Here is an 18801-nt window from a genome sequence, read left to right as displayed (position 1 = left end):
TCCAGGAAACGTGAGGTCAGGAAACGACAGGGGCGGCGTCCATCGCGGCCGGTTCGGTGGGCACCGCCGCGGCGAGCGGTAAGCCGTGGCCGACCAGCGCCTGCATCGCGCGGTACAGCGCGACGTGGCGTCTGGCGCTGGCCGTCCAGCTGTAGCGCCGGCAGACCTCGGGCACGGCCCGGGCCAGCGCCTCGGCACGCCCCGGTTCGCAGGCGCGCGCCATCGCGTCGGCGATCGACGGCGGGTTCAGCGGGTCGGCCCAGCAGGCCTCGCCGTGCTGTTCGTCCGCCGGCAGGTATTCGGTGAACGGTGCCTGGCGCGACACCACGACCGGCGTGCCGCAGGCCAGCGCCTCCAGCACCACCAGGCCGAAGCCTTCGCGCAGCGAGGCCATCACCAGCACGTCGGCGGCGCGGAACAGCGCCGGCATCTCGTCGTCGGCCACGGTGCCGGTGATCACCACGTCGGCCCCCGGCCCGACGCGCAGGCCGCTGGCGGCCAGCGCCTCGGTGAACTCGCGCGCGCAGCGGCCATGGTCGAGCAGGCTGGCACCGCCGGCGATGACCAGCTGCGCCTGTGGTTGCCGCGCACGCAGAGCCGCGAAGGCCTGCAGCACGCGCACCGTGTTCTTGCGCGCTTCGATGCCGCCCACCGCCAGATAGACCGGCGCGCCGTGGGCGGCGCCGGCGCGCAGCCCGTAGCGGCGCCGGACGCGCGCATCGGCAGCGCCGGGCTGGCGGCCATAGCGCCGCAGGTCGACGCCGTTGTGCACCAGCGCCGCCGCGACGCCGTGCTCGCGCTGCAGGATGTCGCACCAGGTCTGGCTGACGCACAGCACCTGGCGCGCGCGCAGGAAGGCGCGCTGCTGCCAGGCCATCACGCGCGCGTCGTCGAAGTGGTCGAGGTGGTGCACGGTGCGCACGAAGCCGTCGATCAGCCCGCGCTCCTGCAGCGTCGCCAGCGCATTGCCGCCGATGCCGTCCTGCGCGTGCAGCACGTCGTAGCCGCGCGGCTTCAGCCGCGGCGCGAGATGGTCGATGTAGGCATCGCGGCGCGACGCGGCCATGCTCGCCAGGTCGGCCGGCGCCGGCGCCACCGGCACCAGTTCGACCGCGCAGCGCGGCGTGCGGAACAGCGCCTGCCCGGGCAGCGCCGGCGCCATCACCGTCACGTCGTGGCCGGCCTCGTGCAGCGCATCGGCCAGCTCCAGCGTGTGGACCACCCCGCCGCGCGGGTGCACCGAATGGGTCAGCAGGCCGATGCGCAGGCGGCGGCTAGACATGGGCCGGCTCCCGCGGCGCGGCGGGCCGCGCGCCGATGAAGGGCTGCACCGCCAGGTCCCACAACAGCGCGCTCGCTTCGCCGTCGCGCAGATGCAGCTGCGGGTTCGCGGTGACCTCGCCGACCGCGGCACAGGCGATGCCCTGCGACTCGAAATGCCGCGCCACCGCGGACGCCTGCGCCGGCCGCACGCTGAACACGAAACCGAAGCTCGGGAAGGACTGCAGCCAGCGCAGCAACGGCACGCCGGGCGGGCGCGGGATCGCCTGCACGTCAATCACGCCGCCGACCCGCGAGCACTCCAGCAGCATCAGCGCCGTGCCCACGGCGCCGGCCATGCTGATGTCCTTGGCCGCGTCGCACAGGCCGCTCTCGGCCAGCGCCGGCAACAGCTCGATGTCGGCGCGCAGGCGCTCGGCCGGCGCGCCGGTCGACGCGTCCCAGTAGGGATTGGGTTCCTGGTAGGCGCCGCGCAGGTCGATCGCCATCATCAGCGTGTCGCCGGCGCGGGCGTTGAAGCTCGTCAGCAGCGTCTTCGCGCGGCCCAGGATCGCCACGGCGAGCTGGCCGCCGGCCGCCTGGTTGTTGCTGTGACCGCCGACGATCGGGACGCCGTAGCGCTGCGAGGCGGCCGCCAGGCCCTCGAGCACCTGCCGGCCCGGCGCCATGCCGCGGCTCCACAGCGCGTCGACCACGGCGATCGGCCGGCCGCCCATCGCGCAGATGTCGCTGAGGTTCACCATCACGCCGCAATAGCCGGCGAACCAGGGCATGCGCTGCACGAAGTCGTCGACGAAGCCCTCGATCGCGAACAGCAGGTAGCCGCCGTCGCCGTCGGGAATCGCCGCGCAGTCGTCGCCGACGCCCACCGCCTGGCCCAGCGCCGCGGTGCCGCCGGGCAGCGCGGCCGCCAGCGCCGACACCACGTCGCTGATGTCGCGCTTGTGCGCAAAGCCGCGCCCGCGCAGCAGCGCCGAGGCGAGCCCGTCGAGCCCGTCCTGGCCCAGCCCTTCCGATGCTTCTTCCACGCCGGCGTCCTCGTCAGGCGCGGGCCCGGCTCTGCGTCACGTAGCCGGTCAGCGGATCGTGGCAGGGCGGGTAGTGAGACAGGTCGGCCTGCATCAGGCAGTGCGGGCGGCCATGCAGCGTCTCGTCCTTCAGCCACTGCCAATGCAGCCGCTCGAACAGCGGGCGGTTCTGCGCCTGCACGTGCGCCAGGAAGAGCCGCGCGCCACGCGCGTGCGCGCTGCTCACCGCCAGCCGGATCAGCGTCGCGCCGAGCCGGCCGTGGCTGCGGAAGGCCGGGTGCACCGCGAGGCGCGAGCCCCACCACAGGCCGTCGTCGCCGTCGTTCAGGCCGGGGTGGATGCGCACCGTGCCGACCACCCGGTCGCTCATGCCGCCGACGCAGGACAGCGCCACCAGCGGCTGCGCATGCGCATCGATCGCATCGATGTCGTCGCCGCCGCCGAACAGGCCCTGCTCGATGCAGAACACCAGGCGGCGCAGGCGCCGCGCCTCGTTGATCTCCCAGGCGCCGTCGGCCCACTTGACGCGGAACTCGCAGGGGGTGAAGGCGGTGGGCAGGTCGCACATCAGCGCGGTCGTGGTGGGGGCGACACCCTCACCCCCACCCTCTCCCGCTTGCGGGAGAGGGAGTGAACTGCGCCGGCCGGCCCCCTCGCCCGCAAGCGGGAGAGGGTGGGGGTGAGGGCCCCTGCGACTCGCAACACCGCTCATGATTCGTACACGGACAGCGACGAACACGCCCCGCACTTGCCGCAACCCGCCTTGATGTCGGCCGAGCGCAGGCGCCCGGCGCTCACCATCGCGCCCAGCGGCTCCAGCACCGACTTCATGAACTCGGGGCTCGGCGCCGGGTGGTCCTCGAGCGGCGTGCCGCTGATCGGCACGAAGGGCACGACGAAGGGGTAGACACCCAGCGCCACCAGCTTCTCGGCGATCGAGAGGATGGCCTCGCGCGTGTCGCCCAGGCCGGCCAGGATGTAGGTCGACACCTGGCCGCGGCCGAACACGCCGACCGCCGCCTCGAAGCTCTCCAGGTAGCGCTCGACCGGCACCGTGGCCTTGCCCGGCATGATGCGTTCGCGCAGCTCGGGCGTCACCACCTCGAGGTGCATGCCCAGCGTGTCGATGCCGGCGGCCTTCATGCGCACGAACCACTGGTCGGTGTCCGGCGGCTCGCACTGCGCCTGGATCGGCAGGTCGACCGCCGCACGGATCGCGAAAGCGCTGTCGCACAGCACCTGCGCGCCGCGGTCGGGCGTGGGCGGGGTGCCGGTGGTCATGACCATGTGCTTCACGCCGTCGAGCAGCACCGCGGCGCGCGCCACCTCGGCGAGCTGCTCGGGCGTCTTGTGCGCCACCGTGCGGCCGGCCGCGAGGCTCTGGCCGATCGCGCAGAACTTGCAGGTCTTGCGGCGGCTCTCGTAGCGGATGCAGGTCTGCAGCACCGTGGTCGCCAGCACGTCCGAGCCGTGCAACGTGGCGATGTGCGAATAGGGCACGCCGTCGAAGGTCTGCAGCGCATAGAAGCGCGGCGCCTTCGGGAAGGCGATGCGCGCGATCGGGATGCTGCCGCGCGTCAGCCGGCTCGTGCCGCTGGCGTCGGGCGCCTCGGCGACGAACGGGGAAGCCCAGGCGCCCTGGGTGTGCACCGGCACCATGATCGTGTGGCCATCGACCATGACCGCCTTGTGGTCCGACGGCCCCGCGCCGCCGCGACGGCTGGCCACGCCGGCATTCGGCGAGCCCGGATCAGCCAGCCGCAACCCGAAGGACTGCAGCTCGGTCATCAACTGGCGGCTCTCCGGCGACAAGGTCGGTGCGGGGCCGAGGGTCGTGGTGCTCATGGGCGGAACTCCGGAGGGCCGCGGTAACGGCGGGAATAGCGGGGGTGGCCGGCATCGGCATCGAGGTCGTGGCCGGACGGTCGTTGATCAGCAGGCTCAGCAGCTCGGGGCGCGCGTAGTGGCCCACCGAATCCATCATGCGTTTGCGCTTGGCGATCAGCGCCATGTCGAGGTCGGCATAGACGATGCCCTCGCCCTCGGTCAGCGGGGTGCACAGGTCCTTGCCCTCGGGCGAGACGATCGCGGTGTGGCAGCCGCCGCGCAGTGCCTTCTGCAGGCCCGGGTCGGGCGTGATGGCCGCGATCTGCGCGTCGGTCAGCCAGCCGGTGGCGTTGACGACGAAGCAGCCCGACTCCAGCGCGTGGTGGCGGATCGTCACCGCCATCTGATCGGCGAAGATCTGCCCCACCATCGAGCCGGGGAACTGCGCGCAGTGGATCTCCTCGTGCTGTGTCATCAGCGCGTAGCGCGCCAGCGGGTTGTAGTGCTCCCAGCAGGCCAGCGCACCGAGGCGGCCGACCGCGCTGTCGACCACCTTCAGGCCGGCGCCGTCGCCCTGGCCCCAGACCATGCGCTCGTGGTAGGTCGGGGTGATCTTGCGGCGCTTCAGGATCAGCGCGCCGTCGGCATCGAAGACCAGCTGGGTGTTGTAGAGGCTCCCAAAGTCGCGCTCGTTGACGCCGAGCACGACGACGATGCCGCGTGCGCGGGCCCGCTCGGCGACCGCCTGCGTGACCGGGCCGGGCACCACCACCGCGTGCTCCATCAGCCGCAGGTGCGGCGCGCCCTGCAGCACCGGCGGCAACACGAACGAGAAGTAGGGGTAGTAAGGGACGAAGGTCTCGGGGAACACCACCAGCCGCGCGCCCTGCGCGGCCGCCTCGTCGACGGCCGCGAGCACGCGCTCGAGCGTGCCCGCGGGCCGCTCGAGGTCGGGCGCGATCTGGACCGCTGCGGCGCGGACGGTGCGAGGGGAACTCATCTCAGGATCTCCATGACGGCTCGAAGAGAAGCTGGGCGCAGGCCGAACCACGATCCACCGAGTGGACGCCGCGGGTCCGGCTCCGCCGGCCCGCCAGCGTCGCCCCCTTCGAGGGGGAGCGGCGCAGCCGCAACGGGGGTGGTCAAAGTGTCCAGGTGTCCAGGATGAAGGCGTTGGACTTGCGGTGCAGCAGGATGATGTCCAGCACGTCCAGCGGGCTGATCGGGCGGATGCCTTCGATCAGCGCGCCTTCGCCATGGCCGTACAGCGCCTGCAGCGCGAAGCGGCAGGCGTAGACCTTGCCGCCCTCGCTCATGAACTTGGCGATCTGGTTGTTGAAGTTCTGGTGGCCGGGGAAGGCCTCGTCGCCCAGCGTCGGGAAGCCGCGCTTGACGCCCAGCGTGACGCCGGGGCCGTAGAGCAGCACCGAGGTCTCGAAGCCCTTGCGCTGCAGCCGCGTGGCCTGCAGCAGGTTGACGAAGCCGATCGAGCCTTCGAAGGCGACGGTGTGGAAGGTGACGAGCGCCTTCTCGCCAGGCTCGGCCTTCACGTCCTCGAAAACCTTCTCTTCGTAATCGACGAGGAACTCGCCTTTCTCGTTGGCCGGTCGGGTGACTTTGGGCATGGCTTACTCCTTGAGGGGGTGGTGCGGATGGGGAGGCAACAGCGGCGGCGCGCCCTTTCTTTTCGCATGCGGTGTGCCAGCACGGCGGCGGCGCGGCGGCGCCGGATGCAATCAATGGACGATCAATGCGCAGGCAAGCCATCGGTCGCGTCCTCACTTTTTTGTGACCGCACGCCGGCGGTCTCGCAGGCCTCGGCCACACCGCGCGAGGCGCACCGAATCGAGGCGCTGCGGTGCGATCAATGCTCGCGATCAATGGCCCCGAGCGCACCGCGATGGCGCGGCTCGCGTGTCCCACCGTGCCCTGGGACGCGGCACGAAGCGTGCAATCAGTTGATGCATTCGCCCACCGAGAAATGCGATCAATCCATGCAATCAAGTCGCCCGCTTGCACCCCTTGCCCGCTCGCTGCGATGAGCGGCTCGAAAGCCACCGCGCACTGGCAGCGCCGCCTCGAGGCCGGCGATCGCCCGGCCTACCTGTTGATCGCCGACCTGATCGCCGAGGACGTGCGCACCGGCCGGCTCACCTCGCGCGACCGCCTGCCGACGCTGCGCGAGCTGTCCGACCAGTTGCACCTCAACTACACGACGGTGGCGCGCGCCTACGCCGAAGCGCGCAAGCGCGGCCTGATCGACTCGCGGCCCGGCACGGGCAGCTTCGTGCGCGGCGGCAGCCCGGCACTGCCGCTGCGCGGCGGCAGCGGTGCGGAGATGACGATGAACCTGCCGCCGGAGCCGGCGGACCCGGCGCTGCTCGAACGCCTGCGCGAGAGTGCCCGCGACCTGATGACGCGCGCCGACCTGTACACGCTGATGCGCTACCAGGACTTCGGCGGCTCGCCCGAGGACAAGGACGCCGCCGTCCACTGGCTGCGGCACCGGCTGCCCAGCTGCAGCGCCGAGCGCGTACTCGTGTGTCCCGGCATCCACAGCGCGCTGGCGGCGCTGGTGTCGCAGCTCGCGCGGCCGGGCGAGCTGATCTGCGTCGAGTCGCTGACCTACCCGGGCATCAAGGCCATCGCCACACAGCTCGGCGTGCAGCTGCATGCGCTGGCACTCGACGACGAGGGCCCGAGCGCGGCCGATTTCGAGCAGGCCTGCAAGACCCTCAAGCCCAAGGCGCTGTACTGCAACCCGACCCTGCTCAACCCCACCACCCTCACCACCTCGCGGCGGCGGCGCGAGGCACTGGCCGACGTCGCGCTGCGCTACAGCGTGCCGATCATCGAGGACGACGCCTACTCGATGCTGCCGCGCGAAGTGCCGTCACCGCTGGCGCTGTTGGCACCGGAGCTGACCTACTACATCACCGGCCTGAGCAAATGCCTGGGTGCCGGCCTGCGCACCGCCTACGTGAGCGCCCCGAGCGAGCGCCAGGCGCAGCGGCTGGCCGGCGCGCTGCGCGCCACCACGGTGATGGCCTCGCCGGTCACCAATGCGCTGGCCACGCGCTGGGTGGTCGACGGCAGCGCGCAGGCGATGCTGCAGGCGATCCGCAACGAGTCGATGGCGCGGCAGGCGCTGGCGGCACGCCACCTGGCGCAGCACGCCGTGCAGGCCCAGCCGGAGGGCTTTCACCTGTGGCTGCCGCTGGCGTCGTCGTGGAGCATGGTGGAGTTCGCCTCCTACCTGCGCACCCAGGGCGTCGGCGTGGTGGCCAGCGCGGCCTTCTCGACCGATGGCGACCCGCCCGACGCGGTGCGCATCTGCCTGGGCGGCCCGCTCAGCCGCAGCGAGTGCGACGACGCGCTGCGGCTGATCGCCGGCACGCTGGAGCATCCGCTGCACCCGCACGCCACGGTGGTGTAGGGCCGGCGCGAACGCGCAGGCAGCCCGATGCGCGGGCCGGCTCATACGGCATTGCATTCAAACGCATCAGATTGAAGCTCGGGGCTGGGCTTGTTGCAGGTTTCGGAGCCTTTGTTCGGAAAGCCAACCGTCGCATGTCAGCGGGAGCGCTGCGCCGGGACTTGACGGCCTGCGCGGGCAGCAATGGTGAGTGCTGGCGAGGGCGTCGGGTGAGCGGCGTAGCGAAGTAAAGGAGGAGGGGACGGCCGTGAGGCCGGCACCGGGGGAGTGAAGCCGCGCGGGGGGCGCCGGAAGGCGCCTCTCGGCTGCTGAACGCCCGGCCGCGATACAAGCGGCCGGGCATGAGCGAAGTCGCTCGCCCGGCGGCCTCGACAGTAACGCGCGGTCCTCGCAGGAGGCCGGCCGGTGGACGCTTCGAACCTCAACACCCCCCGCACACGAACGGCGGCAACGAGCCGAAAGACACCGGCCGATTTGACAGGTTTGATTGCGAGTTGGTTTCAGGCGCCGGCCAGCCAGCGGTCATGCACGACCATGCCGAGCAGCATCGCGATGACGAACACCCAGGCCGCTCCCAGGCCCGAGCCCAGCGCGACGACGGCCGGGCCGGGGCAGAAGCCGCCGAGCCCCCAGCCCGCGCCGAACAGCAGGCCGCCGCCGACGAGCCGCCGGTCGATGGTGGTGTTGGTCGGCAAGTCGATGGCGTCGCCGGTCCACGACCGGCGCCGGCGCCTGGCCAGCGCAAAGGCCACCACGCCGACCGCGATGGCGCCGCCCATCACCAGCGCCAGGCTCGGGTCCCAGGCGCCGAAGAGGTCCAGAAAGCCCTTGACCTTGGCCGGGTCGGTCATGCCGCCCCGGATCAGGCCGAAACCGAACACCAGACCGCTCAGCAAGGCGATGGCAGCACGCATGGCAGCTTCCTTCACAGCACGTGGCGCAGCACGAACACGGCCACGAAGCCGCTGCCCATGAAGGCCAGCACGTTGACCAGCGAGCGCAGCGACAGGCGGCTCAGCCCGCACACGCCGTGGCCACTGGTGCAGCCATTGCCCATGCGCACCCCCACGCCGACCAGCAAACCGGCGACGACCAGCGCGCCGTAGCCGACGTCGACCGTCATCGCCGGCAGCGGCGCGAAGGCACGCCAGACCAGCGGCGCGAGCACCAGCCCGGCCAGGAACGCCAGCGGCGTGCCCTGGCCGGCGAGGCCGCGGCCGGCCACCAGCGCGCGCAAGGGCGTGGACACGATGCCGGCAATGCCGGCGATGCGGCCCAGGCCGAGGACGTAGAGCGCGGTCGCGAGACCGATCAGCAGCCCGCCGGTCAGGGCGTGCCAGGGCGTGAACAGCTGCCAGGCGATGTGCATGGGGAAGGTCTCCGGTGATCAGGTCTTCGTCCGGGCGCCGGCAGGGCGGGCTTCGCCGGTGCGGCAACCGGGCCAATACAAATTGGAGCGATCAGAGCCCCAGCTCGCTCAGGCCCGCGTGCTCGTCCGGCCGCCGCCCGAGCGGCCAGAGAAACAGACGCTGGCCCTCGGTGATCGGCAGGTCGTTGATGCTCGCGTAGCGGCGCGCCATCAGGCCCTGCGGCGTGAACTCCCAGTTCTCGTTGCCGTAGCTGCGGAACCACTGGCCCGACTCGTCGTGCCACTCATAGGCGAAGCGCACCGCGATGCGCGGGCCGTCGCAGGCCCACAACTCCTTGATCAGCCGGTAGTCCAGCTCCTTCGCCCACTTGCGCTGCAGGAAGGCGCGCACCTGCTCGCGGCCGAACGGGAACTCGCTGCGGTTGCGCCAGCGGGTGTCGTCGGTGTAGACGCGCACCACCACGTCGGGATCGCGGGTGTTCCAGGCGTCCTCGGCCAGGCGCACCTTCTGGCGCGCGGTCTCGGGTATGAAGGGCGGGACGGGAGGGCGGCTTTCGGTCATGTCGTGGGTCCGGTTTCTCGCAGCGGCGGAGCGCCCCATCGCTTCGAGCAGACGCCGCGGATCCGGCTCTGCCGGTCCGCCAGCGTCGCCCCCTCGAGGGGGAGTGGCGCAGCCGCAACGGGGGTGGTCGTTCGATCAATAGGTCTTGTAAGGCAGGAACTTGCCGCTCATCGTGATGCTGACCCGGTCGCCGGCCGGGTTGGGCTCGCGCTGCAGGTTCATCTTGAAGTCGATCGCGCTCATGATGCCATCGCCGAACTCCTCGTGGATCAGCTCCTTGAAGGTCGTGCCGTACACGCTGACCAGCTCGTAGAAGCGGTAGATCAGCGGATCGGTCGGCACGCTGGTCGGCAGCGAGCCCTTGCAGGGCACCACCGTCAGCCACTGCTGCTCGGCGTTGCTGAGGCCGAAGATCTCGCCAACGATGCCGGCCTGCTCCTTCGTCAGCGTCATCTGACCGAGGCAGGCCGCCGTCGTCCATTCCTTGCTGAGGCCGACCCGGGCGGCGACATCGGACCATTTCAGGCCCTTGGCCACCTTGGTGGCGACGATCTTTTCGGTGACTTCGAGACGGCTCATGACGTGCTCCGGTGGGGTGGGACGAAGGGGCTTGGTTGAGCGAGCAAGTGCGCAGGCCAGCCAGCGAACGGTCGACGGTCAGACCACGCGCTGTAGCGGCGTGCGGGTCGGCGCGGCATCGCCAGTGGTAACCAGCGCGGCGGGTTCGGTGTCGGCCTCCGGCGAGGCGTCGACACCCGGATGCACCTCGGGGGGCAACGCCTGCGCCCGGCCATGTGCCAGGTCCTTCGAGCGCACCACCAGGAAGTCGACCAGGTGGTTGCGGATGCGGTAGTACTGCGGGTCGTGGTGCAGCGTGGCGCGCCGGCGGTCGCGCGGCATGGTGTTGCGCACGATCTCCGCCACGCGCGCCTGCGGGCCGTTGCTCATCAGCAGGACCTTGTCGGCCAGCAGGATGGCCTCGTCGACATCGTGCGTGATCATGAAGACGGTCTGGTGTGTCTCGGCGCAGATCTTCAGCAGTTCGTCCTGGATGCTGCCGCGCGTCAGCGCATCCAGCGCGCCGAAGGGTTCGTCGAGCAGCAGCATCTTGGGCTCGATCGCGAAGGCGCGCGCGATGCCCACGCGCTGCTTCATGCCGCCCGACAGCGCCGACGGCTTCTTGTCGATGGCATGCCCCAGGCCAACCATGGTCACGTACTTCTCGACCTGCGCATCGACCTGGGGCGCGCTCCAGCCGGGCCACTTGCTGCGCACCGCGAAGGCGATGTTGCGGCGCACGCTGAGCCAGGGCATCAGCGCATGGCCCTGGAACACCACGCCACGCTCGAGGCTGGGGCCGGCGACCTCGCGGCCGTCCATGAACACGTGGCCGGCGCCGGCCTGCTCCAGGCCAGCGAGCACGTTGAGGATGGTGGTCTTGCCGCAGCCGCTGTGGCCGATGATGCAGACGAACTCGCCCTTCGCGATGCCGAAATTCACGCCGTCGAACACCGGTTCGGTCGAGCCGGGATAGGTCTTGGCCAGGCCCTCGATCTTGAGGAAGGGCGTAGGCGAGTTCATGGGCATGGGCCAGTCTTTGGCGCCGGGCTTGCCGATACCGAGCCGGCAAGGGCGTGGGCAGGGCCGCTGTCGCTTCGCTGGCGTACCAGAGGCGCGCCATCGGCCCTGCCCACGCCCTTGCCAGACGCACCGTTGATTTCGACGGCCGCCGCCCCGAACCGATGCATGAAGGCCCGAGGGCGGTGGGCTGTGCGGGCGCCTCTGCGCCAGCGAGCAGCGCAGCGCAGCGGGGGGCAGTCCGCCGCTGTGCGGCGGACCGGCGAGAAGGCTCTATGCCGTACCGCGTCCAGCGGCGCGGCGGAGTCATCGCAGCCGCCCTCGCGGAGCGAGCAGCGCAGCAGACCTTCGCCGGCAGGCGAAGGTGGCGCAGTGAAGCCCGCGCAGCCCACCGCCCTCGGGCCTCGCACCGACGCAGCCGAATCAGTCCACATACGTCACCGCCTTCTGCGCCTGCGCGAACAGCAGGTCCAGCAGCATGCCGACCACGCCGATCACCAGGATCGCGAAGATCACGTTGGTGAGCGACAGGTTGTTCCACTCGTTCCACACGAAGTAGCCGATGCCGGTGCCGCCCACCAGCATCTCGGCGGCCACGATCACCAGCCAGGCGATGCCCATGCTGATGCGCATGCCCGTCAGGATGGTGGGCGCCGCGGCCGGGAGGATCACCTCGAAGGCACGGCGCAGGGCCGTGACTTCCAGCGTCTTGGCCACGTCGAGCCATTCGCGCCGCACGCCGGCCACGCCGAAGGCAGTGTTGATCAGCATCGGCCAGACCGAGCAGATGAAGATCACGAAGATGCCGCTGATCGACGAGTCCTTGATCGTGTAGAGCGCCAGCGGCATCCAGGCCAGCGGCGAGATCGGCTTGAGCACCTGGATGAAGGGATCGAGCGCACGATAGACCAGCGGGCTCATGCCGATCAGGAAGCCCAGCGGGATCGCGACCAGCGCCGCCAGCGCGAAGCCCAGCCCCACACGCCCCAGCGAATAGGCGAGCTGCAGGCCGATGCCCTTGTCGTTCGGGCCGTTGTCGTAGAACGGGCGCGACAGGTGCTCGATCACCTTGCTGCCCAGCTGGGCCGGCGTCGGGAAACCCGAGCGGCCGGCGGTCGAGCCGGCCTCGGCGCCCGGGTCCTTGCCGAGCAGGCGGGCGTACTCGATCTGCTCCGGCGTCATCGTCGCGGCCGGCGCCGCCGCGCTGCCCGCCGCCGGCCGCGTGGCGAGCTGCCACACGATCAACAGCAGCGCGAGGATCAGCGCCGACAGCAGGCCGGCGCGCAGGTTGAGCGAACGGGCTCCGTTCATGGCCGTCCGGTCCGCTCAGGTGCGCTTGATCGCGAAGCTGCCGATGTAGGGTTCGGGCTGTTCGGGGTCGAACACCTTGCCCATGATGGTGAACTTCGGGTACGCGCCGTCGGGCACCTTCTGGTCGAGCTGCTTCATCGTCTTCTTGGCGTCGGTCAGCAGGAACACCTTCTCGGCGATCTGCCTGTAGTTCACGTCGCCCTTCACGTAGCCCCAGCGCTTCATCTGCGTGAGCATCCACACCGCCATGCTCTGCCAGGGGATGGGGTCGAAGTCGGCGCGGTCGGGCACGTTCCTCACGTTGCCCAGGCCGTCGGCGAACTTGCCGGTCAGCACCTGCGTCACCACCGTCTCGGGCTGGTTCAGGTAGGCCTGCGGCGAGATCACCTTGGCGATCAGCTCGCGGTTCCCGGGCTTGCGCGCCATGGCCGCGGCGGTGAGCACCGCGCGGTACAGCGCCGCGAAGGTGTTGGGGTTCTGCTGGATGAACTCGGTGCTGGTGCCGAAGGCGCAGCAGGGGTGGCCGTTCCACAGCTCCTTGGTCAGCAGGTGCAGGAAGCCCACCTCCTCGAACACCGCGCGCTGGTTGAAGGGGTCTGGGCCGAGGTAGCCGTCGATGTTGCCGGCGCGCAGGTTGGCCACCATCTCGGGCGGCGGCACCACGCGGATCTGGATGTCGCGGTCCGGGTCCAGCCCGGCCTCGGCCACGTAGTAGCGCAACAGGAAGTTGTGCATCGAGTACTCGAACGGCACCGCGAGCTTGAAGCCCTTCCACTGCTTCGGGTCGCGCTTGTCCTTGTGCTTGTTCGCCAGCGTGATGGCCTGGCCGTTGGTGTTCTGGATCGTCGCCACGTTCATCGGCGTGGCGTTGGAGCCCACGCCCATGCTGATGGCCAGCGGCATCGGGCTCAGGAAGTGCGTGGCGTCGTACTCCTTGTTGAGCATCTTGTCGCGGATCAGCGCCCAGCCGGCCGTCTTGACCACCTGCACGTTGAGGCCCTGCTTCGAATAGAAGCCCAGCGGGTGAGCCATGATCAGCGGCGTGGCGCAGGTGATCGGGATGAAGCCGATCTTCAGGTCCTTCTTCTCCGGCGCGCCGGCCGCCTGGGCCAGGGCCTGCAGCGGCGCGATCGGCAGCACGCTGGCGATCGCCGCCATGGCCGTGCCCTTGCCCACCGCGCGCAGGAAGCGCCGGCGCACCGCGTCCTGCGGGAACAGCGCCTTCACCAGCGTGGCCTCGACGAAGGCATTCGAATAGGCCTCGAATTCGGCCGTCTCGCTGCGGCGGCGCAGCTCGGCGGTGGCGGCGTCGGCCGCGTGCTCGGCGGCAGACCCGTGGCGGCCACAGCTGCAACGCATCAGCAGCGGGCGGTCGGCGTCGTACGGGTCGAAATTGCGCTCGTTGCTCATCGGGCATCCCTTCGGCTTGGATCAGGATCGATGCTAGGGACGCGGCACGGCTCGCGCGATCGTGCGCGGCGGGGATGTTTTGTAGGGGTGGCACTACACGGCGGGTCCCGCCCCGTCGGGCACCGCAGCGGACCTACTGCAGGCGCAGTTCCAGGTAGGCCTGCTCGCGGAACACGGTCAGCGTCGTGCCGCTGACCGAGCGCCAGGCCAGCAGCGCCCGTGCGAGGTCGCCGCTGTGCCCGATGGGTCGGCCATTCATGCCGACGATGATGTCGCCCGCCTGCAGTCCGATGCGCTCGGCCAGCGAATCGATGCCGACCGCGCCGACCCGCGCCCCGGACGCATACGGTCGGCGTGCGTCCAGCGCCGTGAAGGGCGTCACGTCGTCGAACTCGGCGCCCAGCCGCGGCCGGGGCGCAGCGAGGCGGAGCGGCCATGCGGCGGCGGCTCGGGCAGCACGAGCGGCACGCGCAGCAGCGCGATGTCGGCCTCCTCGTCCTCGCCCACCAGCGTGGCGGCGACGACGCGCTGGTCGGGCAGCTTGACCGCGATGCGCTGGCTGCCGGCCACCGCGTGCGAGGCCGTGACGATCAGGCCGTCGGCACCGGAGATGATGAACCCGGCCCCGATGCGGTCGGCCACCCGCTCGTCGCCGACACGGCGCGGCGCCCCAGGCTTCGGCGCCTCGGCCGCCGAATAGGACATGCCCACGCCGAACACCCCCACCGCGGCCGACAGGCCGCGCTGCAGCGCCGGCGCAAAGCTCATCGGCAGCACACGTGGCTCCGGCGCGGCGGATCCTTGCTGCAGGCCCGCGCAGGCCGCGAGCAGCCCCGCGCCGGCCGCCATGACGCCGGTTCGCGCGAAACGCCGCCACCACGCAGCGCGTTTCATCGAACAGCGTGAGTCTGGGTCGGCCGCATGGCGGCATGCCTCCGGGAACCTGCCCGCGCGCCGTGCGCAGGGTCCGGATCACTCTAGGGCCTGTTCACGCTACCGGAGGGCACACGTGACCCATGAAACGAAGGCCATCAAGGCGCAAAGCGCAGCCGGGGTCGGGCCCCGGCGAGCCTTTGCAACGCCGAGGGCGTTTGTTTCATGGGTCACCCTTCGGGCCCGGGTTGCACAGGTCGCAGGGCGGCGTTGCTCAGTCGTTGCGTGCAACAGCACGCCGCCTCCTTCGCGCCTACCCCTGCGGCCTGTGCAACCCGGGCGTGTGCCCTCCGGTAGCGTGAACAGGCCCTAGCCAGACGACCCCCAACGCGGCTTGCGCTGCATCAAGGCCGCGGGCCCGCCGGCGCCGCGCCGCGCCGCGGCCTGTTTGATCCTGGACAAGCCTGTTCGCACCGGCGCCACCTAGACTGAATCGACCGCAGCGCTGCAGGCACAGGCATTCACCATGTTCAAGCACATCCTGGTTCCCGTCGACGGCGGCGCCCTGGCCGACCGCGCGATGCAGGCGAGCATCGACTTTGCGCTCCAGCTCGGCGCGTCGATCACTGCCTTCATCGCCGAGCCGCCGGTGCCGCCCGCGGGCTCGACCCGCAGCGCCGCGCACTACCTGCGGGATCTCGAAGCGCATGCGCGGGCCACGGCCGAGCACGCGAAGGGCGTGCTGTCGGCGTTCGAGCGGCGCGCCACCGACGCCGGCGTTCCCTTCGAGGGCTTCTTCGCCCAGGCCCACGAGATCGATGCGGCGATCGCCGATGTCGCCCGCCAGCGCGGCTGCGACCTGATCGTGATGGTGACGCACGGGCGCGGCCTGTTCGGCGAGTGGCTGTTCGGTTCGCAGACGCGGGGCGTGATGGTGCGCAGCGAGTTGCCCCTGTTGATGCTGCACTAGAAGTCGCCGGATGGTCCGGCGGCAATCCCTGATCCACCCCGAAGGCAACCCGCATGAACACCCGGCCCTACGCAGACATCCGCGACGACCTGCTCGCCCGCGAGGCGCGGTTGCGCGACGAGGTTCGCGCACACCGCGCGCAACTCGTCGAGCCCGGCGCCGCCACCGGCAACACCTTCATCGCCGGCAGCGAAGGCGCCGCCGCCGATGCGGAAGACGAACTCGAGATCACGCTGATCAGCCACTGGCAGCGCGAACTCGACGAAGTGAGCGCGGCGCTGCAGCGCCTGAATGTCGGCGGCTACGGCGACTGCGAACGCTGCGGCAAGCCGATCGGCCTGCCGCGGCTGCGTGCACTGCCCGAGGCGCGCCTGTGCCTGACCTGCCAGGAGCAGGCCGACCGGGCTCCCCACCGCAGCTGACCGACGCAACGGCCCTCAAGGCCGCAACAGCCACCACGCCGCAGCCCACGCGAGCGCGAGGCTGACCGCCAACGCCGCCCCGACGCGCAGCGCGTAGGCCCGCCCGCCGGCCACGGCCGCCACACCGCAACGCGTCAGCGTGTTCGCGCTGACGGCCAGCAGCACGCCGCGCAGCATCTGCTCGGTCGACAGCTCGCCGGCCGCGTGCAGTGAAGCGAGCGACGCCACCGGCGCGTGCGCGTCGAGCAGCGCGGCGAGCGCGACGCTCAGGCCGAGCCCGGCGTCTCCGTAGTGGCGCTGCGCATTGCCGACCCCCAGCGCGACGACACCCAGCGTCAGCGCCACCACGATCGCCTCGCGCGGCCGCAGCGCGCTGCGTGGCGGGCCCGCCGGCGCCGCAGCGAGCGCACCGCGCGAGCGCAGCGACAGCAGGCCGATGGCCAATGCGCCTGCCGCGCCGGCCAGCGCCACCGGGAACAGCGCGACGGCGGCAGGCGGCGACAGCACCGCGCTCATCACCAGCACCTGCAGCCAGGTGGCCACCGCCGAGAGCGCGGCGGCGCCGGCCAGCACCGCCGTCTGCGCCGGCTGCGCGCGCGAGCGGCTGCCGAACGATGCGACGGTCGCGGTGCTCGAGACGAATCCCGATACGAAGCCCGACACGAGCACGCCGCCGCGCACACCGAGCCAGCGCAGCGCCACCTGACCGCCGGCCTGCATGGCCATGATCAACAGCACCAGCGCAACGAGCGGCCTCAGACTGATGCCACCGAATGCCTCGAGCGGCCGCGACGGGACCAGCGGCAGCACGATCAGCGCCAACGCGGCCAGCAGCAGTCCGTCATGCAACTCCTGGTCGCTCAGCAGCTGGGTCGCGAAACGGTGCAGCCGCTCACGCGCCGCCAGCAGCGCCGCGAGGCCGGCGCCGCAGGCCGCCCCGAGCGCGGGCGAGAGCACCGACTGCACGCCGATCAGGTAGGTGGTGAACAGCGCCAGTTCGGTGGTCAGCCCCGGATCGCGCGAGCGACTTCTCCCGTACGACAGCGCGGCCAGTGCCGCCACCAGCACCGCCCCGGCCACCACCAGCCCCGGCACCGGCAGCCATTGGGCAAGGCCGCCGGTGGCCGCCGCGACCGCAAAGCTGCGCAGGCCCGCGGCCTCGCGGTCGTCGCCGCGGCCCTTGCGGCGTTCGCGCTCGATGCCGATCAGCAGGCCCGCGCCCAGCGCGACCGCCAGCCCGAGGACCCCGTCCGGCAGCGCGTCCAAGCTCACACCTCCAGCGTCGCCCCGTGCTCCGGCACCGACACGCGCCAGCCCAGCTCGTCCTGGATGCGCAGCCGCAGCGTGTCGGCCGCCGCGGGCTCGCCGTGGACGACGAAGGTCCGCTCCGGCGGCGACGCGAAGCCGCGCAGCCAGTCCATCAGCCCGTCGGCATCGGCATGGCCGGAGAAGCCTTCGAGGTGGCTGACCTCGGCCTTCACCGCGATGTACTCGCCGTGGATCTTGACCTCGCGCGCGCCGCCGATCAGCGCCGCACCGCGCGTGCCGCCGACCTGGAAGCCGGGAAAGACGATGTGGTTGCGCGGGTTGGGCGCCAGCGCCTTCAGGTGGTACAGCACGCGCCCGCCGGTGGCCATGCCGCTGGCCGAGATGACGACCTTGGGCCAGCGCTGGCGTGTCAGGCGCTCGGACTCCTTGGGCCCCGCGACCAGCGTCACGCCGTCGGTCAGCGTGCCGGCCTCGCGCGGTGCGATGCGCAACAGCTTGCGATGGTGCTGGTAGAGCGCGGTCGCGGTGCTCGCCATCGGGCTGTCCAGGAAGACCGGCAGGTCGGCCGGGATCTCGCCGGCCGCCTTCAACCGCTGCAGCACCAGCAGCAGCGCCTGCGCACGGCCGACCGCGAACGACGGCAGCAGCACGCTGCCGCCGCGCCGCACCGTGGCGCGGACGATCTCGCCCAGCTGCGCCTGCACGTCGTCGCGCGGATGCCGGCGGTTGCCGTAGGTCGACTCGATCAGCAGCACGTCGGCCTGCGCCACGCGGCCAGGCGCCGGCATCAGCAGGTCGTCGCTGCGCCCCAGGTCGCCCGAGAACACCAGCGTGCGGCCGTTCGCGCGCACGCCCACCGACATCGCACCCAGCAGGTGGCCGGCAGGCGTGAGCTCGATTCGCGCGTCGCCGATGCGCACACTGCGGCCGGCCGGCAGCGCCACGATCCTCGAGATGGCGCGCTTGGCGTCAGCGACGCTGTACAGCGGCAGCGCCGGCTGGTGGCGCGACCAACCGCCCCGGTTGGCGCGCCGTGCGTCCTCTTCCTGCAGGTGCGCGCTGTCGAGCAGCAGCACCTCGGCCAGGTCGCGTGTGGCGGCAGAGGCGTGCACCGTGCCCTTGAAGCCCTGCTTCACCAGCACCGGCAGCCAGCCGCAGTGGTCGAGGTGGGCGTGGCTCAGCACCACCGCGTCGATCAGCGCCGGCGGCACCGCCAGCGGCGCCCAGTTGCGCTCGCGCAGCGTCTTGTAGCCCTGGAACAGGCCGCAGTCGAGCAGCACGCGCGCACCGCCGAGCTCGACGAGATGCCTGGAGCCGGTGACCGTATCGGCGGCGCCGAGGAAGGTGATCTTCATGCGGGACGTGCGGATCGCGAACCGCGCTGTGACGACGCCGGACTCTCGCACAGACGACACGCCGCCGCGACGGGGCTCGCCGCCCGTTGACCTCGATCAATGCTGCGCGT

20 protein-coding genes are annotated in these 18801 nt (G+C 71.3%); 3 read left to right on the top strand and 17 right to left on the bottom strand.

Annotated elements, in window-relative coordinates; genetic code table 11:
• Nucleotides 1-16: 16 nt before the first annotated feature.
• The 6 genes from ACQY9S_RS18825 to ACQY9S_RS18800 all read right to left on the bottom strand — a co-directional run bounded on the left by ACQY9S_RS18825 (nucleotide 17) and on the right by ACQY9S_RS18800 (nucleotide 5761).
• Nucleotides 17-1282, bottom strand: coding sequence for an MSMEG_0565 family glycosyltransferase (locus ACQY9S_RS18825; protein WP_428421819.1), 1266 nt, complete (start codon nucleotides 1280-1282; stop codon nucleotides 17-19).
• Complete coding sequence (locus ACQY9S_RS18820) at nucleotides 1275-2309, bottom strand: sll0787 family AIR synthase-like protein (protein WP_428421817.1); 1035 nt, start codon at nucleotides 2307-2309, stop codon at nucleotides 1275-1277. The genes ACQY9S_RS18825 and ACQY9S_RS18820 overlap by 8 nt, the downstream gene beginning before the upstream one ends.
• 13 nt (nucleotides 2310-2322) lie before the next feature.
• Nucleotides 2323-2877: an MSMEG_0567/Sll0786 family nitrogen starvation N-acetyltransferase gene (locus tag ACQY9S_RS18815; RefSeq protein ID WP_428421816.1), complete on the bottom strand. Its 555-nt coding sequence runs from the start codon at nucleotides 2875-2877 to the stop codon at nucleotides 2323-2325.
• 140 nt (nucleotides 2878-3017) lie between these two features.
• Nucleotides 3018-4097: an MSMEG_0568 family radical SAM protein gene (locus tag ACQY9S_RS18810; protein ID WP_428425818.1), complete on the bottom strand. Its 1080-nt coding sequence runs from the start codon at nucleotides 4095-4097 to the stop codon at nucleotides 3018-3020.
• Complete coding sequence (locus ACQY9S_RS18805) at nucleotides 4060-5136, bottom strand: Nit6803 family nitrilase (protein ID WP_428421814.1); 1077 nt, start codon at nucleotides 5134-5136, stop codon at nucleotides 4060-4062. Before ACQY9S_RS18805 ends, ACQY9S_RS18810 begins: the two co-directional genes overlap by 38 nt.
• 142 nt (nucleotides 5137-5278) lie before the next feature.
• On the bottom strand, nucleotides 5279-5761 hold the full coding sequence (locus ACQY9S_RS18800; protein WP_056318373.1) for an MSMEG_0572/Sll0783 family nitrogen starvation response protein: 483 nt from the start codon (nucleotides 5759-5761) through the stop codon (nucleotides 5279-5281).
• Between the two features lie 413 nt (nucleotides 5762-6174).
• Here ACQY9S_RS18800 and ACQY9S_RS18795 point away from each other — a divergent pair, with 413 nt between their 5' ends.
• Nucleotides 6175-7572, top strand: a complete 1398-nt coding sequence (locus ACQY9S_RS18795; RefSeq protein ID WP_428421813.1) for a PLP-dependent aminotransferase family protein — start codon at nucleotides 6175-6177, stop codon at nucleotides 7570-7572.
• Between the two features lie 500 nt (nucleotides 7573-8072).
• Here the strand turns inward: ACQY9S_RS18795 and ACQY9S_RS18790 are convergent, their stop codons facing one another.
• The 9 genes from ACQY9S_RS18790 to ACQY9S_RS18750 form a co-directional block, all read right to left on the bottom strand.
• Nucleotides 8073-8486, bottom strand: a complete 414-nt coding sequence (locus tag ACQY9S_RS18790; protein WP_428421812.1) for a DUF6691 family protein — start codon at nucleotides 8484-8486, stop codon at nucleotides 8073-8075.
• An 11-nt stretch (nucleotides 8487-8497) separates the two neighbouring features.
• Nucleotides 8498-8941, bottom strand: coding sequence for a YeeE/YedE family protein (locus ACQY9S_RS18785; protein ID WP_428421810.1), 444 nt, complete (start codon nucleotides 8939-8941; stop codon nucleotides 8498-8500).
• 91 nt (nucleotides 8942-9032) lie between these two features.
• Nucleotides 9033-9503 (bottom strand): DUF1348 family protein, encoded by a 471-nt coding sequence (locus ACQY9S_RS18780; RefSeq protein ID WP_428421809.1) that lies wholly within the window; start codon nucleotides 9501-9503, stop codon nucleotides 9033-9035.
• 135 nt (nucleotides 9504-9638) lie between these two features.
• A complete protein-coding gene (cynS, locus tag ACQY9S_RS18775; RefSeq protein ID WP_428421807.1) occupies nucleotides 9639-10082 on the bottom strand; it encodes a cyanase in 444 nt (147 codons plus the stop codon).
• 78 nt (nucleotides 10083-10160) lie between these two features.
• Nucleotides 10161-11090, bottom strand: a complete 930-nt coding sequence (locus ACQY9S_RS18770; protein WP_428421805.1) for an ABC transporter ATP-binding protein — start codon at nucleotides 11088-11090, stop codon at nucleotides 10161-10163.
• A 414-nt stretch (nucleotides 11091-11504) separates the two neighbouring features.
• Nucleotides 11505-12392 (bottom strand): nitrate ABC transporter permease, encoded by an 888-nt coding sequence (gene ntrB, locus ACQY9S_RS18765; RefSeq protein ID WP_428421804.1) that lies wholly within the window; start codon nucleotides 12390-12392, stop codon nucleotides 11505-11507.
• A gap of 15 nt (nucleotides 12393-12407) precedes the next feature.
• Entirely contained in the window at nucleotides 12408-13802 is a 1395-nt protein-coding gene (locus tag ACQY9S_RS18760) for a CmpA/NrtA family ABC transporter substrate-binding protein (protein ID WP_428421802.1), read from the bottom strand.
• A gap of 133 nt (nucleotides 13803-13935) precedes the next feature.
• On the bottom strand, nucleotides 13936-14184 hold the full coding sequence (locus tag ACQY9S_RS18755) for a PDZ domain-containing protein (RefSeq protein WP_428421801.1): 249 nt from the start codon (nucleotides 14182-14184) through the stop codon (nucleotides 13936-13938).
• On the bottom strand, nucleotides 14181-14696 hold the full coding sequence (locus ACQY9S_RS18750) for a trypsin-like peptidase domain-containing protein (protein WP_428421799.1): 516 nt from the start codon (nucleotides 14694-14696) through the stop codon (nucleotides 14181-14183). The genes ACQY9S_RS18755 and ACQY9S_RS18750 overlap by 4 nt, the downstream gene beginning before the upstream one ends.
• Nucleotides 14697-15201: 505 nt before the next feature.
• On the opposite strand from ACQY9S_RS18750, the gene ACQY9S_RS18745 reads away from it, so the two are divergent.
• The gene (locus ACQY9S_RS18745; RefSeq protein WP_428421797.1) at nucleotides 15202-15645 is read left to right on the top strand and encodes a universal stress protein; all 444 of its coding nucleotides are present in this window, start codon (nucleotides 15202-15204) and stop codon (nucleotides 15643-15645) included.
• A 53-nt stretch (nucleotides 15646-15698) separates the two neighbouring features.
• The gene (locus ACQY9S_RS18740; protein ID WP_428421795.1) at nucleotides 15699-16067 is read left to right on the top strand and encodes a TraR/DksA family transcriptional regulator; all 369 of its coding nucleotides are present in this window, start codon (nucleotides 15699-15701) and stop codon (nucleotides 16065-16067) included.
• A gap of 15 nt (nucleotides 16068-16082) precedes the next feature.
• Here the strand turns inward: ACQY9S_RS18740 and ACQY9S_RS18735 are convergent, their stop codons facing one another.
• On the bottom strand, nucleotides 16083-17339 hold the full coding sequence (locus tag ACQY9S_RS18735) for an MgtC/SapB family protein (protein WP_428421793.1): 1257 nt from the start codon (nucleotides 17337-17339) through the stop codon (nucleotides 16083-16085).
• Nucleotides 17336-18691, bottom strand: a complete 1356-nt coding sequence (locus ACQY9S_RS18730) for an MBL fold metallo-hydrolase RNA specificity domain-containing protein (RefSeq protein ID WP_428421792.1) — start codon at nucleotides 18689-18691, stop codon at nucleotides 17336-17338. Before ACQY9S_RS18730 ends, ACQY9S_RS18735 begins: the two co-directional genes overlap by 4 nt.
• Nucleotides 18692-18801 lie beyond the last annotated feature (110 nt).

This window comes from Methylibium sp. (assembly GCF_965279545.1).
In the GTDB taxonomy this organism is placed as follows: domain Bacteria; phylum Pseudomonadota; class Gammaproteobacteria; order Burkholderiales; family Burkholderiaceae_C; genus Methylibium.
The sequence above is the reverse complement of the archived record's forward strand: the minus strand, read 5'-3'. Positions and strand labels throughout refer to the sequence as shown.

Bases quoted from the DNA above. Each gene is read 5' to 3' on its own strand.
- ACQY9S_RS18825 (WP_428421819.1), bottom strand. From the start codon at position 1,282: ATGTCTAGCCGCCGCCTGCGCATCGGCCTGCTGACCCATTCGGTGCAC.
- ACQY9S_RS18815 (WP_428421816.1), bottom strand. From the start codon at position 2,877: ATGTGCGACCTGCCCACCGCCTTCACCCCCTGCGAGTTCCGCGTCAAG.
- ACQY9S_RS18810 (WP_428425818.1), bottom strand. From the start codon at position 4,097: ATGACCGAGCTGCAGTCCTTCGGGTTGCGGCTGGCTGATCCGGGCTCG.
- ACQY9S_RS18805 (WP_428421814.1), bottom strand. From the start codon at position 5,136: ATGAGTTCCCCTCGCACCGTCCGCGCCGCAGCGGTCCAGATCGCGCCC.
- ACQY9S_RS18800 (WP_056318373.1), bottom strand. From the start codon at position 5,761: ATGCCCAAAGTCACCCGACCGGCCAACGAGAAAGGCGAGTTCCTCGTC.
- ACQY9S_RS18795 (WP_428421813.1), top strand. From the start codon at position 6,175: ATGAGCGGCTCGAAAGCCACCGCGCACTGGCAGCGCCGCCTCGAGGCC.
- ACQY9S_RS18790 (WP_428421812.1), bottom strand. From the start codon at position 8,486: ATGCGTGCTGCCATCGCCTTGCTGAGCGGTCTGGTGTTCGGTTTCGGC.
- ACQY9S_RS18785 (WP_428421810.1), bottom strand. From the start codon at position 8,941: ATGCACATCGCCTGGCAGCTGTTCACGCCCTGGCACGCCCTGACCGGC.
- ACQY9S_RS18780 (WP_428421809.1), bottom strand. From the start codon at position 9,503: ATGACCGAAAGCCGCCCTCCCGTCCCGCCCTTCATACCCGAGACCGCG.
- cynS (WP_428421807.1), bottom strand. From the start codon at position 10,082: ATGAGCCGTCTCGAAGTCACCGAAAAGATCGTCGCCACCAAGGTGGCC.
- ACQY9S_RS18770 (WP_428421805.1), bottom strand. From the start codon at position 11,090: ATGCCCATGAACTCGCCTACGCCCTTCCTCAAGATCGAGGGCCTGGCC.
- ntrB (WP_428421804.1), bottom strand. From the start codon at position 12,392: ATGAACGGAGCCCGTTCGCTCAACCTGCGCGCCGGCCTGCTGTCGGCG.
- ACQY9S_RS18760 (WP_428421802.1), bottom strand. From the start codon at position 13,802: ATGAGCAACGAGCGCAATTTCGACCCGTACGACGCCGACCGCCCGCTG.
- ACQY9S_RS18750 (WP_428421799.1), bottom strand. From the start codon at position 14,696: ATGAAACGCGCTGCGTGGTGGCGGCGTTTCGCGCGAACCGGCGTCATG.
- ACQY9S_RS18745 (WP_428421797.1), top strand. From the start codon at position 15,202: ATGTTCAAGCACATCCTGGTTCCCGTCGACGGCGGCGCCCTGGCCGAC.
- ACQY9S_RS18740 (WP_428421795.1), top strand. From the start codon at position 15,699: ATGAACACCCGGCCCTACGCAGACATCCGCGACGACCTGCTCGCCCGC.
- ACQY9S_RS18730 (WP_428421792.1), bottom strand. From the start codon at position 18,691: ATGAAGATCACCTTCCTCGGCGCCGCCGATACGGTCACCGGCTCCAGG.